At 64.5% G+C, this 13,909-nt stretch carries 17 protein-coding genes; 16 read left to right on the top strand and 1 reads right to left on the bottom strand.

Annotation, left to right across the window (positions count from 1 at the left end; translation table 11 throughout):
• The first annotated feature begins 37 nt into the window (after nucleotides 1-37).
• A complete protein-coding gene (locus tag AC2FNA_RS08435; RefSeq protein ID WP_496825588.1) occupies nucleotides 38-382 on the top strand; it encodes a hypothetical protein in 345 nt (114 codons plus the stop codon).
• Nucleotides 383-464: 82 nt separating this feature from the next.
• Here AC2FNA_RS08435 and AC2FNA_RS08430 read toward each other — a convergent pair whose 3' ends face one another.
• Nucleotides 465-683 (bottom strand): DUF1127 domain-containing protein, encoded by a 219-nt coding sequence (locus tag AC2FNA_RS08430; protein WP_496825586.1) that lies wholly within the window; start codon nucleotides 681-683, stop codon nucleotides 465-467.
• A 331-nt stretch (nucleotides 684-1,014) separates the two neighbouring features.
• Here AC2FNA_RS08430 and ruvC point away from each other — a divergent pair, with 331 nt between their 5' ends.
• The 15 genes from ruvC to AC2FNA_RS08355 all read left to right on the top strand — a co-directional run.
• The gene (gene ruvC / locus AC2FNA_RS08425; protein ID WP_496825584.1) at nucleotides 1,015-1,512 is read left to right on the top strand and encodes a crossover junction endodeoxyribonuclease RuvC; all 498 of its coding nucleotides are present in this window, start codon (nucleotides 1,015-1,017) and stop codon (nucleotides 1,510-1,512) included.
• Nucleotides 1,509-2,183, top strand: coding sequence for a Holliday junction branch migration protein RuvA (gene ruvA, locus AC2FNA_RS08420; RefSeq protein ID WP_496825582.1), 675 nt, complete (start codon nucleotides 1,509-1,511; stop codon nucleotides 2,181-2,183). Before ruvC ends, ruvA begins: the two co-directional genes overlap by 4 nt.
• A gap of 46 nt (nucleotides 2,184-2,229) precedes the next feature.
• Complete coding sequence (ruvB, locus tag AC2FNA_RS08415; RefSeq protein WP_496825581.1) at nucleotides 2,230-3,255, top strand: Holliday junction branch migration DNA helicase RuvB; 1,026 nt, start codon at nucleotides 2,230-2,232, stop codon at nucleotides 3,253-3,255.
• Nucleotides 3,256-3,432: 177 nt separating this feature from the next.
• On the top strand, nucleotides 3,433-4,059 hold the full coding sequence (locus tag AC2FNA_RS08410) for a hypothetical protein (RefSeq protein ID WP_496825986.1): 627 nt from the start codon (nucleotides 3,433-3,435) through the stop codon (nucleotides 4,057-4,059).
• On the top strand, nucleotides 4,056-4,439 hold the full coding sequence (ybgC, locus tag AC2FNA_RS08405) for a tol-pal system-associated acyl-CoA thioesterase (RefSeq protein WP_496825579.1): 384 nt from the start codon (nucleotides 4,056-4,058) through the stop codon (nucleotides 4,437-4,439). Before AC2FNA_RS08410 ends, ybgC begins: the two co-directional genes overlap by 4 nt.
• A 107-nt stretch (nucleotides 4,440-4,546) precedes the next feature.
• Complete coding sequence (tolQ, locus tag AC2FNA_RS08400; protein ID WP_234139756.1) at nucleotides 4,547-5,242, top strand: protein TolQ; 696 nt, start codon at nucleotides 4,547-4,549, stop codon at nucleotides 5,240-5,242.
• Between the two features lie 3 nt (nucleotides 5,243-5,245).
• Complete coding sequence (tolR, locus tag AC2FNA_RS08395) at nucleotides 5,246-5,725, top strand: protein TolR (RefSeq protein WP_234172621.1); 480 nt, start codon at nucleotides 5,246-5,248, stop codon at nucleotides 5,723-5,725.
• A gap of 9 nt (nucleotides 5,726-5,734) precedes the next feature.
• Nucleotides 5,735-6,907 carry a cell envelope integrity protein TolA gene (tolA, locus tag AC2FNA_RS08390; RefSeq protein WP_496825576.1) on the top strand — a complete coding sequence of 391 codons (1,173 nt, stop codon included), beginning with the start codon at nucleotides 5,735-5,737 and terminating at the stop codon, nucleotides 6,905-6,907.
• Nucleotides 6,904-8,223 (top strand): Tol-Pal system beta propeller repeat protein TolB, encoded by a 1,320-nt coding sequence (tolB, locus tag AC2FNA_RS08385; RefSeq protein WP_496825574.1) that lies wholly within the window; start codon nucleotides 6,904-6,906, stop codon nucleotides 8,221-8,223. The genes tolA and tolB overlap by 4 nt, the downstream gene beginning before the upstream one ends.
• A gap of 91 nt (nucleotides 8,224-8,314) precedes the next feature.
• Nucleotides 8,315-8,827, top strand: coding sequence for a peptidoglycan-associated lipoprotein Pal (gene pal / locus AC2FNA_RS08380; RefSeq protein ID WP_496825572.1), 513 nt, complete (start codon nucleotides 8,315-8,317; stop codon nucleotides 8,825-8,827).
• A gap of 4 nt (nucleotides 8,828-8,831) precedes the next feature.
• Entirely contained in the window at nucleotides 8,832-9,647 is an 816-nt protein-coding gene (gene ybgF, locus AC2FNA_RS08375) for a tol-pal system protein YbgF (protein ID WP_496825570.1), read from the top strand.
• Complete coding sequence (tilS, locus tag AC2FNA_RS08370) at nucleotides 9,638-10,897, top strand: tRNA lysidine(34) synthetase TilS (protein ID WP_496825568.1); 1,260 nt, start codon at nucleotides 9,638-9,640, stop codon at nucleotides 10,895-10,897. The genes ybgF and tilS overlap by 10 nt, the downstream gene beginning before the upstream one ends.
• A gap of 78 nt (nucleotides 10,898-10,975) precedes the next feature.
• Nucleotides 10,976-12,889: an ATP-dependent zinc metalloprotease FtsH gene (gene ftsH / locus AC2FNA_RS08365; protein WP_496825566.1), complete on the top strand. Its 1,914-nt coding sequence runs from the start codon at nucleotides 10,976-10,978 to the stop codon at nucleotides 12,887-12,889.
• A 114-nt stretch (nucleotides 12,890-13,003) separates the two neighbouring features.
• Nucleotides 13,004-13,579 carry an MOSC domain-containing protein gene (locus AC2FNA_RS08360; RefSeq protein ID WP_496825564.1) on the top strand — a complete coding sequence of 192 codons (576 nt, stop codon included), beginning with the start codon at nucleotides 13,004-13,006 and terminating at the stop codon, nucleotides 13,577-13,579.
• A gap of 165 nt (nucleotides 13,580-13,744) precedes the next feature.
• On the top strand, nucleotides 13,745-13,909 hold a 165-nt coding region (locus AC2FNA_RS08355), incomplete at its 3' end, for a formate--tetrahydrofolate ligase (RefSeq protein WP_496825984.1).

Genomic DNA, 13,909 nt, shown 5'->3' with positions numbered 1-13,909 from the left:
ATACAACGCTGGTGGGGGCCGGTGTATGGAGGCTGCCATGGTCGATAACAATGTCGACTTCGACCAACGCATTCGTCGACTGAACAAGAAGCACGCGGCCCTGTCGCGCGGGTATACAGCCCGCATGCGCACGGACGGGCTGATCGAGTTGAAGCCGCGGCGGGGGAGCGGTCGTTCCCCGCTCAGGGCTCTGTTGCTGCTGTGCCTAGCCATCCTGGCGTTCAAGGCATTTCTCTTGGCCAGCCTCGGCCCGGACAGTTATGACGCCCGCCTGTCGCGCTTGGCAGAGGGCACTCCGGTCGAAAAGGCCGGAGCTTGGGTGATGCAGGCCGATCCGGCAAGCCGGTTCGTGGCTGAACAGATCGGACCCATTCTGCGCTGATTTCCCTCGGCAAAGAAAAAACGCCGCATGCATCTTATGGTGCATGCGGCGTTTGCTGTTGTCCCGAGGGAGCGGGATGAACTTAGTAGACGGTCTTGCCTGCGGCGACGGTGTCGATGTCGGCGCGGCTCAGGCCGATATCTTCCAGCTCGCGGTCGCTCAGCGCGGTCAGCGCATTGCGGGTTGCGCGGGCGTCGTTCCAGGCGGCAATCGCGGTTGCGATGGTGGTGCCAAGAGCAGCGAAACGGCCAACGAGGCCGAAGGAGCCTTGAGCGAAGCGGGTGGTGTCCAGTGCGGCCATATCCGTGCGTCCTCTATAGGGTTGTGAGTAGTGGTCGTTGTTTCAGCCGGGCATCTAGGCGCCGAAAATCGACAAAGCAAGCGCGCAAATTGCATGTTGGGCATGCGCTGTGCGCATAGGTCAAAATCACCGAAACCCTTATGAAATATTGGGTAAATCGACTGTGAAAACCTGTCGCTTTCTGCATTGCAGCATGTCGCTTTTGTGCAGAAAGTCGAAAACGGGATCCGAGGCGTCGGAATCATGCGTGAGCGTAAAGCGCTTGGAAAATGTTCCCCTTTCGTGCTAATTCGTGAAAAAAGTTACAACAACGGGCGGGCAGGGCGGACACATGCGTATACTTGGCATTGATCCAGGCTTGAGAACGCTGGGCTGGGGCGTGATCGAGTCGCGGGGCAGTCGGCTGTCGCATGTGGCCAACGGGCTGTGTCATTCCGATGGCGACGATCTGGGCGAGCGGCTGTTGTCGCTGCACAATCAGATCGTCGAGGTGATCGCCGCGCACCGACCTGATCAGGCGGCGATCGAACAGACTTTTGTCAACAAGGACGGGGCGGGCACGCTGAAACTGGGTCAGGCCCGGGGTGTGGCGCTGCTGACGCTGGCGCAGGCCGGGCTGCCTGTGGGCGAATACGCTCCGAACCGGGTCAAGAAGACGGTTGTGGGCGTGGGCCACGCGGAAAAGGAACAGGTCATTCACATGGTCAAGCTGCAATTGCCCGGCTGCCTTCCCAAGGGGGCGGATGCGGCGGACGCGCTGGCCATCGCCATCTGCCACGCCTATTACGGAGGCGCGCGGGCGCTGAGCCAGAGGGAGGTGCGGGCATGATCGGCAAGCTGACAGGGCGGCTGGATTATCGCGCGAGCGACCATGTGCTGATCGATGTGCGCGGGGTCGGCTATATCGTCTACTGCTCGGATCGGACGCTGGCGGCACTGCCCGGCGTAGGTGAGGTTGTGGCGCTTTATACCGATATGGTGGTGCGCGAGGATCTGATGCAGCTTTATGGCTTCATGTCGCTGGCCGAGAAGGAATGGCATAGGCTGCTGTGCTCGGTCCAGGGGGTCGGGGCCAAGGCGTCGCTGGCCATTCTGGGCGCATTGGGGCCGGACGGGGTAAGCCGGGCGATTGCGCTGGGCGATTGGGCCTCGGTCAAATCGGCCAAGGGCGTGGGGCCGAAGACGGCGCAGCGCATCGTGCTCGACCTCAAGGACAAGGCGCCGGGCGTGATGGCGATGGGCGGCACGGTGGCGCAGGCAATGGAGGGCGCGGCAGAGGTGGTCGAGGTGATCGAGCCGGTTACCCCGGCCCCGCGCAAGACCGCGGCGCCCAGCGGTGCCGGCGCGGCGACCGCTGGCGCGCTTTCGGCGCTGTCGAACCTGGGCTATGGACCCTCGGATGCCGCCGCCGCCGTGGCACAGGCCGCCGCTGAAGCGCCCGAGGCCGGAGAGTCAGAGTTGATCCGCGCGTCGCTGCGCCTACTGGCGCCCAAGACATGAGGCACGCTCGATCCGCCCTGGCGGGCGTCCTCGCGGGAGATGACAGATGACCGACGCCGATCCGACCCTGCGGCCCGACCCTTTGCCCGAGGACAATGACCGCGCCCTGCGTCCGCAGGCGCTGGACGAATTCATCGGTCAGGCCGAGGCGCGGGCCAACCTGCGCATCTTCGTGCAATCGGCTCGCCAGCGGGGCGAAGCGATGGATCACACGCTGTTCCATGGCCCGCCTGGCCTGGGCAAGACCACGCTGGCACAGATCATGGCGCGCGAGTTGGGAGTGAATTTCCGCATGACTTCGGGGCCGGTTCTGGCCAAGGCGGGCGATCTGGCGGCGATCCTGACCAATCTCGAAGCGCGCGATGTGCTGTTCATCGACGAGATCCACCGGCTGAACCCGGCGGTCGAAGAGGTGCTCTATCCTGCGATGGAGGATTTCGAGCTGGATCTTGTGATCGGGGACGGGCCCGCCGCACGTACGGTGCGGATCGAGTTGCAGCCCTTTACCCTGGTAGGGGCGACCACGCGGATGGGTCTCTTGACCACGCCGCTGCGCGACCGGTTCGGTATTCCCACCCGGTTGCTGTTCTACACGGTGGACGAGTTGTTCGAGATCGTCAGCCGCAATGCACGCAAATTGGGTGCCCCCGCCGACGAGGCCGGCGCGCGCGAGATCGCGCGGCGTGCTCGTGGTACCCCGCGGATCGCCGGGCGACTGCTGCGCCGGGTGGTGGATTTCGCCGTGGTCGAGGGCGACGGGCGCATCACCCGCGAACTGGCCGATCACGCGCTGACCCGGCTGGGGGTCGACCAATTGGGGCTTGATGGGGCCGACCGCCGCTATCTGAAGTTGATCGCCGAGAATTACGGCGGCGGGCCGGTGGGGATCGAGACCCTGTCAGCGGCGCTGAGCGAGAGCCGGGATTCGCTGGAAGAAGTGATCGAGCCTTATCTTTTGCAGCAGGGATTGATCCAGCGCACCCCGCGCGGGCGCATGCTGGCGCAGAAGGCCTGGACGCATCTGGGCCTGGACGCGCCGCGCCCGCCCGGGCAGAGCGACCTGTTCGGCTAGGGGGGATGTGCAAGGGGGCGCTGCCCCCACCTACAAAATTCGCCGAATTTTGTAGGCTCCCCCGGAGTACTTTGGGCAAAGTGAAGGGGCGCAGGTTGCGATTTTGCAATGGCGGGGGTGGACCTTGGCGCCGGTTTCGACAAGAAACGGGGCGCTTTCTTGCGGAGCCTGTCCACCATGCTGACACCTGAGACAATCGAAGCCATGTTCACCCGCGACGACGGCAGCTTTCAATTCGCCCGCTGGGGGCGGCCGGTGGTGCCGATCGTGTTCGGGGTCGAGGATGAAACGCTGTCGGTGGTAAAGGGCGCGTTCGAGGCGGTGATGGCGCTGACGGACCACAAGATGGCCGAGACAGATCCCGAATTGGGGGCCAACTGCATGGTTTTCTTCTTTCGTGACTGGGAGGAACTGCTGGCGGTGCCAGACTTGGACAGGCTGATTCCCGATCTGGCGCCGCTGGTCGAGCGGCTGACAGCAGCAAGTGCGAACCAGTATCGCGCCTTTCGTTTTGACGAAGGAGGCGCGATCCGCGCGGCATTCGTCTTTTTGCGTATGGATGCGCAGATGGCGGCACAGCCGGCCCAGACGCTGGCGCTGGCCCAGGTTGTGCAAGTCATGCTGTTGTGGTCCGAGGCCGCGTTCCGCGAACAATCGCCGCTTGGGCTGGCGGGTGACGCAACGATTCTGCGGCCCGAGATTGCCGGGTTGATCCGTGCGGCCTATGATCCGATCCTGCCAGGGGCGGCGCGGGACGCCTCTCATGCGCTCAGACTTTTTGCCCGCATGGAGCGCCCGCAATGACGCATGTGTTTCCCGTTCGGGTCTATTACGAAGACACCGACATGGGCGGCATCGTCTATCATGCCAACTATTTGCGGTACGTCGAGAGGGCGCGCTCGGACTGGGTACGCAACCTGGGCAACGACCAGAACGCGATGCGCGAGGCCGGGTTGGTCTGGGTGGTGCGCAAGATTGAGGCCGAATACCTGGCGCCCGCACGGTTCGAGGACGACTTGACGGTGCTGACGGAGGTGGTCTCACTGTCGGGGGTGCGATTGACCATGGCGCAGAGCGTCCGGCGCGGCGAGACCGAGATCTTTCGGGCCACCGTCACCGCCGTCTGCATGAACAGCGAGGGACGCCCGGTGCGTCTTCCGGCGGAGATTCGCGCATTGCTGTAACAATTTTCGGCGCCTCTGCTGTTCTGTTGGAAATCGCCGGGAATCTGCTATAGCGTCGTGCGAAACAAGGCCGGAAAACCGGTCATAGGGCAATAAAGAGCAGGTTCATGGAAACAGAAGCCCTGGCATTGGCGCAGGAAATCGATTTCTCGATGTGGGGGCTTTTTGCCCGCGCGACGCTGACGGTCAAACTGGTCATGCTGTTGCTGCTTCTGGCATCGTTCTGGGCCTGGGCCATCATCATTCAGAAACACATCCTGTATCGCGCGACCCGGCGCGAGGCGGACCGGTTCGACCGGTCTTTCTGGTCGGGCGAGCCGCTGGACGAGTTGTTTGAGCAGATCGGGACGGATCCGGAGGGCAGTTCCGAGAAGATATTCGCCGCCGGCATGATCGAATGGCGTCGCTCGCATCGCAACGACGGCGGCCTGATCGCCGGGGCGCAGGCGCGCATTGACCGGTCGATGGACGTGGCCATCGCCAAGGAGGCCGAAGGGCTGCAACGCGGCCTGCCGGTGTTGGCGACGGTCGGATCGACCGCGCCCTTCGTGGGTCTTTTCGGCACCGTCTGGGGCATCATGACCGCCTTCATCGAGATTGCCGAGCAGCAGAACACCAACCTGGCCGTTGTGGCGCCGGGCATCGCCGAGGCGCTGCTGGCCACCGGTCTGGGCCTCTTGGCCGCGATCCCGGCGGTCATCTTCTACAACAAGCTCAGCGCCGACAGCGACCGGATCGTTGCGGGCTACGAGGCGTTTGCCGACGAGTTCGCCACCATCCTCTCGCGTCAGCTGGACAGCTGAGCCATGGGGGCCGCGGTTCAGCAATCCGAAGGCGGGTCAGGCGGGCGTCGGCGCGGGCGCCGTCGCGGACGCGCCCGGCCGATGTCCGAGATCAACGTTACCCCGTTTGTGGACGTGATGCTGGTGCTGCTCATCATCTTCATGGTGGCGGCGCCGCTGATGACCGTCGGGGTGCCGGTCGAACTGCCCAAGACCGCCGCCGGCGCGCTGCCCTCGGATGACGAGGAGCCGCTGACCGTAACCGTCACGGCAGCGGGTGAGGTGCAGATCCAGACGACTGCCGTGCCGCGCGACGAACTGGTTGCGCGTCTGCGTGCCATTGCTGCCGAACGCAGCAGCGACCGCGTCTATCTGCGCGCTGATGGCGGCATACCCTATGCCCAGGTCATGCAGGTGATGGGCGCGCTGAACGCGGGCGGATTTTCCAATGTCGGGCTGGTCACTGATACCGGCGGACCACGGCTCGACAGTGGCGGAGAGTGAGGCAGCGGTTTGCAGACCGGCACCAAGATTTCCGCGCTCGCCCATGTCACGTTGGTTGCATGGGCCTTTCTGGGCGGTGCCTTCCGCTCAGATCCTTTACCTTTCGAGGTGCAGGAGGTCTCGGTCATTTCGGCCGAGGAGTTCGCGGCGCTGAGCGCGCCGCGCGAGGCGCCCGAGATCATTCCTCAGCCCGTCGAACCGGAGCAACCCACCGCGCCCATCGAACAGCCCGCGCCGGTAGCGCCCGAGCCGGAGCCCGCGCCCGAGCCGGAGCCCGCGCGCCCCGAGCCGCAGCCGGTGGCCCGGCCCGAACCCGAGCCCGAACCCGCGCCGCAACCGGTCGAGCCCACCCCGGAACCGCAGGTGCCCAGCGAGGCGCCCAGCCTGGAGCGACCCGAACCCGAAACCGTGCTGCTGCCGGAACCACCGGGCAAACGTCCGAAACCGCGCCCGGTTGAGCGCGTCGCCCCCGAACCGGTAGCAGCACCGCCGCCCGATGCACGCCCGGATCCTGTTGAAACCCCGCCCGTGAGTGCCGAGGAAGGGGCCGAGACACCGCAGCCCGAGCAGCCCGCCACCGCGCCCGAGGAGGCGACCGACCGGATTGAACCTGAGGCTGACCCCCAGGCCGAGGTGGCACCGTCGCGCTCGCCCCGCCCGAAGACGCGCCCCCAGCAGCCGACTCAGACAGCCGAGGCCAAGCCCGCGGCCACACCAGAGGCAAAGCCCACAGCAAAACCCGAGGCAAAGCCGGCACCCGCCGCCCAGGCCGCCGAGACCCGCAGCGCGGTCAACGACGCCCTGGCCGAAGCGCTGGCCGCGACCGAGGAACCGGCCGCCGCACCGGCCCCCAGTGGCCCGCCGCTGACAAGCGGCGAGAAGGACGCGCTGCGCGTGGCGGTGTCGCAATGCTGGAACGTGGGCTCGCTTTCCAGCGAGGCGCTGAGGACGACAGTGGTGGTTTCGGTGCGGATGAATGCCGACGGCACACCCGATACCGGCTCGATCCGCATGATCGAAAGCTCTGGCGGATCGTCGGGGGCCGCGAAACAGGCCTACGAGGCCGCGCGCCGTGCTATCATCCGTTGCGGGGCCAAGGGCTATAAACTTCCCAGTGAAAAATACGATCACTGGCGCGATATCGAAATGACATTCAATCCCGAGAGGATGCGGATCAAATGATGAGATTTCTGACCAGCCTTGTTCTGGGTGCAGCGCTGCTGGCCGGAGCGGCCCAGGCGCAGAACCAACCGCTCAGGATCACCATCGATGAGGGAATCATCGAACCCTTGCCCTATGCAGCGCCGAATTTCGTGCCCGACAGTGCCGCGGCCACCGAATACGCGGTCGAGATCGCGCGTGTCGTCGCTGCGGACCTGACCGGCAGCGGTCTGTTCCGTGAGATCCCGTCCAGCGCCTATATCAGCCAGGTAACCTCGTTTGATGCGCCGGTGCAATTCGCCGACTGGAAGGCGATCAACGCGCAGGCGCTGATCACCGGCGCGGTCAGTGTATCGGGCAACCGTCTGACGGTGCGGTTCCGCCTGTGGGACGTGTTCGCCGGGGCCGAACTGGGCAGCGGCCTGCAATTCGCAGGCACCACCGACGGCTGGCGCCGCATGGCACACAAGGTGGCCGATGCGGTCTATAGCCGGATCACCGGCGAAGGCGGCTATTTCGACAGCCGCGTTGCGTTTGTCTCGGAAAGCGGGCCCAAGGACCAGCGCCGCAAGCGGCTGGCGATCATGGATTACGACGGCGCCAACGTGCAGTATCTGACCGACAGTTCGTCGATCGTGCTGGCTCCGCGCTTTTCTCCGTCCGGCGACCGGGTTCTCTATACAAGTTATCAGGGCGGTTTCCCGCGTATTCATATTCTTGATGTGGGGCAGGTTCAGCAGCGCGTCCTGCAAAGTCAGGACGGCACCATGAGTTTCGCGCCGCGCTTTTCGCCCGATGGCCAGACGGTTGTTTTCTCGCTGGCTCAAGGCGGCAATACCGACCTATACGCGATGAACATCGCCTCAGGGCAAAGCACCCGGCTGACGAGCGCCCCCTCGATCGAGACCGCACCCAGCTATTCTCCGGACGGCAGCCGCATCGTGTTCGAAAGTGACCGGTCCGGCACGCCGCAGCTCTATGTCATGTCCGCCTCGGGCGGCGAGGCCACGCGGATCAGTTTCGGTCAGGGCCGCTATGGCACGCCGGTCTGGTCGCCGCGTGGCGACCTGATCGCATTCACCAAGCAGAGCAAGGGCAGGTTCCATATCGGCGTGATGCGCACCGATGGGAGCGAAGAGCGCCTGCTGACCGCTTCGTTCCTGGACGAAGGGCCGACCTGGTCTCCCAATGGCCGCGTGATCATGTTCACCCGCGAGACGCAGGGCGCCAGCGGGCGCGCCGCGCTCTATTCCGTCGATATCTCGGGCCGCAATCTGCGCCCGGTCCGCACCCCCGATGGCGGCAGCGATCCTTCGTGGTCGCCGCTGCAAAAGTAAACCCCGGTTTTCCCCACCTCGGTTCGCGTTCACATGGGCGAGCCGATGTGGTATGAAAGAGCCAACAAAAAGCATAGGCGAGGCACCTGAAATGAACGTATTGAGCAAGCTTGCCGCCCTGGGCGCGCTGGTGGCGCTGGCCGCCTGCACAAATCCCGAGGATCTGGGCGATGGGAATTCCGTCGATCTGAACGGCGCCGGCACGGGCGTCGGCAGCGGACTGGTGAGTGATCCGACCTCACCGGCCTATTTCAATCAGGCAATCGGTGATCGTGTCCTGTTTGCGGTCGATCAGTCGACGCTCAGCGCCGAGGCGCAGGCAACACTGGGCGCGCAGGCGCAGTGGTTGCTGACCAACACCGACTATACGGCCACCATCGAAGGTCATGCCGACGAACAGGGCACCCGCGAATACAACCTTGCGCTCGGCGCCCGCCGCGCCAACGCTGCCCGCGAATACCTGATTTCTCGCGGGGTGGCCGGTAGCCGGCTCAAGACTGTCAGCTATGGCAAGGAACGCCCGATCGAGATTTGCAGCGACGAGGCCTGCTATTCCAAGAACCGCCGTGCGGTGACGGTTCTGACGACGGATCTGACGGGGTAATCTGATGAGAGTTGCAGGCGCGGTTCTGGCGGTTTCTCTTGCGTTTGCGGGGCAAGCTCCGGCGCAGGATCAGCAGACCCTGGCCGATATCCGGCAGGAACTGAACGTCCTGCATGTCGAGGTGCAGCGGCTCAAGCGCGAGTTCTCGACCACCGGATCGCCCTCGTCTTCGGCGGCGGGAGGCACGGTGCTGGAGCGGGTCGATGCCATCGAGGCAGAATTGCAGCGACTTACCCGGCTGACCGAACAGCTCAATGCCCGGATCGACCGGGTGGTGGCCGATGGCAGCAACCGGGTGGGCGATCTGGAATTCCGTCTGTGCGAGTTGGAAGCCGATTGCGACATCTCGACCCTGTCTCAGGGCACAACCTTGGGCGGTGAGGCGCCGGCGACACCTGCGGCGGCGCCGCAATCCAGCCAGCCAAAGACCGAACTTGCGGTGGGCGAACAGGCCGAGTTCGACAGCGCCAGCGAGTCACTCGAGGCGGGCGACTATGCCAAGGCGGCTGACCTCTTTGCGCAGTTCGAGGCCTCCTATCCCGGCAGTCCGCTGGCCGCCGAGGCGCATCTGAAACGCGGTAAGGCACTGGACGGAACGGGCGACACCCGCGAGGCGGCCCGCGCCTATCTGGCCAGCTTTACCGGTGACAGCACCGGGCCGCTTGCCGCCGAGGCGCTTTTCCAGCTGGGTGCAGCGTTGGGTCGACTGGGGCAGACCAGCCAGGCTTGTATCACGCTGGGCGAAGTATCGGTCCGGTTCCCTTCGGCGGCTGCCGTCGCCGAGGCAAATCGGGAAATGTCCTCGCTGGGGTGCTCTTGACGGCTGGCGGCCAGAACCTCGTCGACCATCTCAGGGCGCAGTTCTCCGCCCAGCCGCCTCGGCGGCTGGGCGTTGCCGTTTCCGGGGGTGGGGACTCGATTGCTCTGATGCATCTGCTGGCCCGCAGTTTCCCGGGTCGTGACGTCACGCTGCTGGTCGCGACAGTCGACCATGGCTTGCGGCCCGAGGCAGCCTCCGAGGCGGCGCTGGTCGCCCGCCAGGCCGCTGGCTTGGGTCTGTCGCATGAAACCCTGCGCTGGACCGGCTGGACCGGCGAGGGCAATCTTCAGGACCAGGCCCGCCGCGCCCGCTATACGTTGCTGACCGAATGGGCGCTGCGCAACCGTGTGACCACGCTGGCGCTGGCTCACACCGCCGACGATCAGGCGGAAACGCTGCTGATGCGGCTGAGTCGATCCGCCGGTGTATCCGGGCTTGCCGCCATGGCGCCGCGACGCATGCAGAACGGGGTGATGCTGATCCGGCCCCTGTTGGGCATCACCCGCGACACGCTGCGCAACTTTTTGCGTATCGAAGGCATCAGTTGGGCCGACGACCCGTCAAACGAGGATGCCCGTTATGACCGCATCAAGGCGCGTCGGGCGCTGGCGGATCTGGCACCCTTGGGCATAGACGCGCAGGGTCTGGCAGAGGTGGCGGCCAACATGGCGCGCGCGCGCGAGGCACTGGACTGGTACACTTTTCTGGCGGCGCGCGACCTGACCCGGATCGATGGCGGCGACGTCCTGCTCGAGCCGCGCAGTTTTCGCACCCTGCCTGACGAGATCGCGCGACGGATGCTGTTGCATATCGTTGGCTGGATCGGTGGTGGCGAATATCCGCCGCGCCGCGCCGCGGTGGCAGAGGCACTTGCTGCGCTGCGCCACGAGCGTTCCGGCCAGTTAGGAGGGTGCCTGATCCTGGGGCAGGGGCGCCGTATCCGGTTTTGTCGTGAACACAAGGCGGTTGAAACCCACACCGCACCGCAGGGCGAACTGTGGGATGGGCGCTGGGTGCTGCGCGGCCCGGTGGTCAAGAACGGAGAGTTGCGCGCTCTGGGCGCGGCGGGGTTGAAACTCTGCCCGGACTGGCGTCTGACCGGGCGCCCCCATGCGGCGCTGATCGCCAGCCCGTCGGTCTGGAGCGGCGACACTCTGGTCGCCGCGCCACTGGCCGGATTGCCCAATGGTTGGACTGCCGAATTGGAAAGCGGTGAAGAAGACTTCTACGCGTCCCTTTTATCGCATTGAACCTCGCCCGATCCTCTCTATTTTAAGAAACAAGCTGGCTGCGGAGTTCCGCGGCCGGAAAGTATTGGGAGAATGTCCTTGGGCAACGCACGTAACATCGCCTTCTGGGTCGTCCTTTTCCTGTTGATTCTCGCTCTGTTCAACCTGTTCAGCGGGTCGGGCGGAACCTTGCAGAGCCAGGAAAAGACCTATTCTGAATTTGTCAGTGCCGTCGATGAAGGCAATGTGACAAAGGTGATCCTCGACGGTGAGCAGATTCGCTACCGCACCTCTGATGGTCGCGATTTCGTCACGATCAAGCCTGGCGATGCCGAGGTGACCACCCTCTTGATCGACAAGAACATCCCGGTGCGCGCCGAAAAGCAGCAGCAATCGGGGTTCCAGTCCTTCCTCATCACGCTGCTGCCTTTCCTGCTGCTGATCGGGGTCTGGGTCTATTTCATGAACCGGATGCAGGGCGGCGGGCGCGGTGGCGCCATGGGTTTCGGAAAATCCAAGGCCAAGATGCTGACCGAGAAGCATGGTCGCGTCACCTTTGATGACGTCGCGGGCATCGACGAGGCCAAGGAAGAGCTGGAAGAGATCGTCGAATTTCTGCGCAATCCGCAGAAATTCAGCCGTCTGGGGGGCAAGATTCCCAAGGGCGCGCTTTTGGTGGGCCCTCCGGGCACCGGTAAAACGCTCTTGGCGCGCGCCATCGCGGGCGAGGCGGGCGTGCCCTTCTTCACCATTTCCGGTTCGGATTTCGTGGAAATGTTCGTGGGTGTGGGTGCCAGCCGTGTGCGCGACATGTTCGAACAGGCCAAGAAAAACGCGCCCTGCATCGTTTTCATCGACGAGATCGACGCCGTGGGCCGCCATCGTGGCGCCGGTTACGGCGGCGGCAATGACGAGCGCGAACAGACGCTGAACCAGCTGCTGGTGGAAATGGACGGGTTCGAGGCCAACGAGGGCGTCATCATCCTGGCGGCCACCAACCGCAAGGACGTGCTGGATCCCGCGCTGCTGCGTCCGGGCCGGTTCGACCGTCAGGTCACCGTCGGCAACCCCGACATCAAGGGCCGCGAGAAAATCCTGGGCGTGCACGCGCGCAAGACCCCGCTGGGCCCCGATGTCGATCTGCGCATCATTGCGCGCGGCACGCCGGGCTTCTCGGGTGCCGATCTGGCCAACCTGGTGAACGAGGCGGCGCTGATGGCCGCCCGCGTGGGCCGGCGTTTCGTGACCATGGAGGATTTCGAGAACGCCAAGGACAAGGTCATGATGGGGGCCGAGCGCCGCTCGATGGTGCTGACCCAGGACCAGAAGGAAAAGACCGCCTATCACGAGGCGGGTCACGCGGTGGTGGGGCTTGCCCTGCCGATGTGCGACCCGGTCTACAAGGCCACGATCATCCCGCGCGGCGGCGCGCTGGGCATGGTGGTCAGCCTGCCGGAAATGGACCGGCTGAACTGGCATCGCGACGAATGCCAGCAGAAACTGGCGATGACCATGGCGGGCAAGGCGGCGGAAGTTCTCAAATATGGTGAGGACCATGTTTCGAACGGACCGGCGGGTGACATCATGCAGGCTAGCCAGCTGGCCCGCGCCATGGTGATGCGCTGGGGCATGTCGGACAAGGTCGGCAATATCGACTATGCCGAAGCGCATGAGGGATATTCGGGCAATACTGCCGGTTTCTCGGTCTCGGCCCATACCAAGGAGCTGATCGAGGAAGAGGTCAAACGCTTCATCCAGCAAGGCTATGATCAGGCCCATGCCATCCTGACCGAGCGCCGCGAGGACTGGGAACGTCTGGCCCAGGGTCTGTTGGAGTACGAGACCTTGACCGGCGACGAGATCAAGCGGGTCATGAAGGGTGAACCTCCGCATGAAAGCGATGACGAGGATCCGGGCAAGGATCAGGGCAACGCCGCCAGCGTGACCGCGATCCCCAAAACGAAGCCCAAGGCGCCGCCTGCGGGTGGGTTGGAACCCGAACCCACAACCTGATCGCGACCGAATTGACAGAAAGGCCCGGCATCCGCCCGGGCCTTTTTCGTTTTGGCTGGTCACCGACAGCGAGGCAGCTAAGGTTGCCACCGTTGCTGTAAGGAAAGTGGACTAATGCCGGTTCTTGATAAAAGCGGTCATTTAGGCCGGGTTGAATGGCTGGGGTGGGTGCCTGCGGGTGGGGTGCTGCGGGCGGAACCTGTCGATATGCTGGAGCTTAGCTTTTCCGGGGTAACAGGCGAGCGGCACGAGGGCGCCACGCGTCCGTCCTGCGTGCGAGTGCGCAACCTCTATGACCGCGATACCGAGATCCGCAATGTGCGTCAGCTGACGATTCTGTCGGCCGAGGAACTGGCTGCCATCGCCACTGAAATGGGGTTGGACCGGCTCGACCCGGCCTGGCTCGGCGCCTCGATCGTGGTCAGTGGCATTCCCGATTTCACCCATGTACCGCCCTCTTCGCGTTTACAGAGCAGGGACGGGACCACCCTGACCATCGACATGGAAAATCGCCCCTGTGTCCTGCCGGGACGCGAAGTCGAGGCCGACAAGCCCGGTCATGGCGCGGCCTTCAAGCCCGCGGCACAGGATCGGCGCGGCGTCACCGCCTGGGTCGAACGGCCCGGTACTTTGCGGCTGGGCGATGACCTGACGCTGTTCATTCCCGATCAGCGCCCCTGGGCACCATAACGCGGAACCGGTTTCCGATCCGCGACCCGCGAAATCAGCGCGCGACGTTTCGCGTCGCGAATATGTCGGAATCCATATCCTGCCCCTGCAAATGCGACGTTACTCCTGTCACCAGCCCGGCGCGTGTGCGCCGGTATACCAGGACACCAAGCAGGGATTGCACCCATGGCCTATAAATCCGACATAGAAATCGCCCGCGAGGCAAACAAGAAGCCGATCTTGGAGATTGGCGCGAAGCTGGGGATCGGGGCGGAGGAGTTGCTGCCTTATGGTCATGACAAGGCGAAGGTGAGCCAGGGGTTCATCGATTCGGTTCAGGACCGCGCGGAT

The sequence above is a fragment of the Ruegeria sp. YKSD163 genome (assembly GCF_059612905.1).
This window is presented reverse-complemented; position numbering and strand designations above follow the sequence as displayed.

Bases quoted from the DNA above. Each gene is read 5' to 3' on its own strand.
- AC2FNA_RS08435 (WP_496825588.1), top strand. From the start codon at position 38: ATGGTCGATAACAATGTCGACTTCGACCAACGCATTCGTCGACTGAAC.
- AC2FNA_RS08430 (WP_496825586.1), bottom strand. From the start codon at position 683: ATGGCCGCACTGGACACCACCCGCTTCGCTCAAGGCTCCTTCGGCCTC.
- ruvC (WP_496825584.1), top strand. From the start codon at position 1,015: ATGCGTATACTTGGCATTGATCCAGGCTTGAGAACGCTGGGCTGGGGC.
- ruvA (WP_496825582.1), top strand. From the start codon at position 1,509: ATGATCGGCAAGCTGACAGGGCGGCTGGATTATCGCGCGAGCGACCAT.
- ruvB (WP_496825581.1), top strand. From the start codon at position 2,230: ATGACCGACGCCGATCCGACCCTGCGGCCCGACCCTTTGCCCGAGGAC.
- AC2FNA_RS08410 (WP_496825986.1), top strand. From the start codon at position 3,433: ATGCTGACACCTGAGACAATCGAAGCCATGTTCACCCGCGACGACGGC.
- ybgC (WP_496825579.1), top strand. From the start codon at position 4,056: ATGACGCATGTGTTTCCCGTTCGGGTCTATTACGAAGACACCGACATG.
- tolQ (WP_234139756.1), top strand. From the start codon at position 4,547: ATGGAAACAGAAGCCCTGGCATTGGCGCAGGAAATCGATTTCTCGATG.
- tolR (WP_234172621.1), top strand. From the start codon at position 5,246: ATGGGGGCCGCGGTTCAGCAATCCGAAGGCGGGTCAGGCGGGCGTCGG.
- tolB (WP_496825574.1), top strand. From the start codon at position 6,904: ATGATGAGATTTCTGACCAGCCTTGTTCTGGGTGCAGCGCTGCTGGCC.
- pal (WP_496825572.1), top strand. From the start codon at position 8,315: ATGAACGTATTGAGCAAGCTTGCCGCCCTGGGCGCGCTGGTGGCGCTG.
- ybgF (WP_496825570.1), top strand. From the start codon at position 8,832: ATGAGAGTTGCAGGCGCGGTTCTGGCGGTTTCTCTTGCGTTTGCGGGG.
- AC2FNA_RS08360 (WP_496825564.1), top strand. From the start codon at position 13,004: ATGCCGGTTCTTGATAAAAGCGGTCATTTAGGCCGGGTTGAATGGCTG.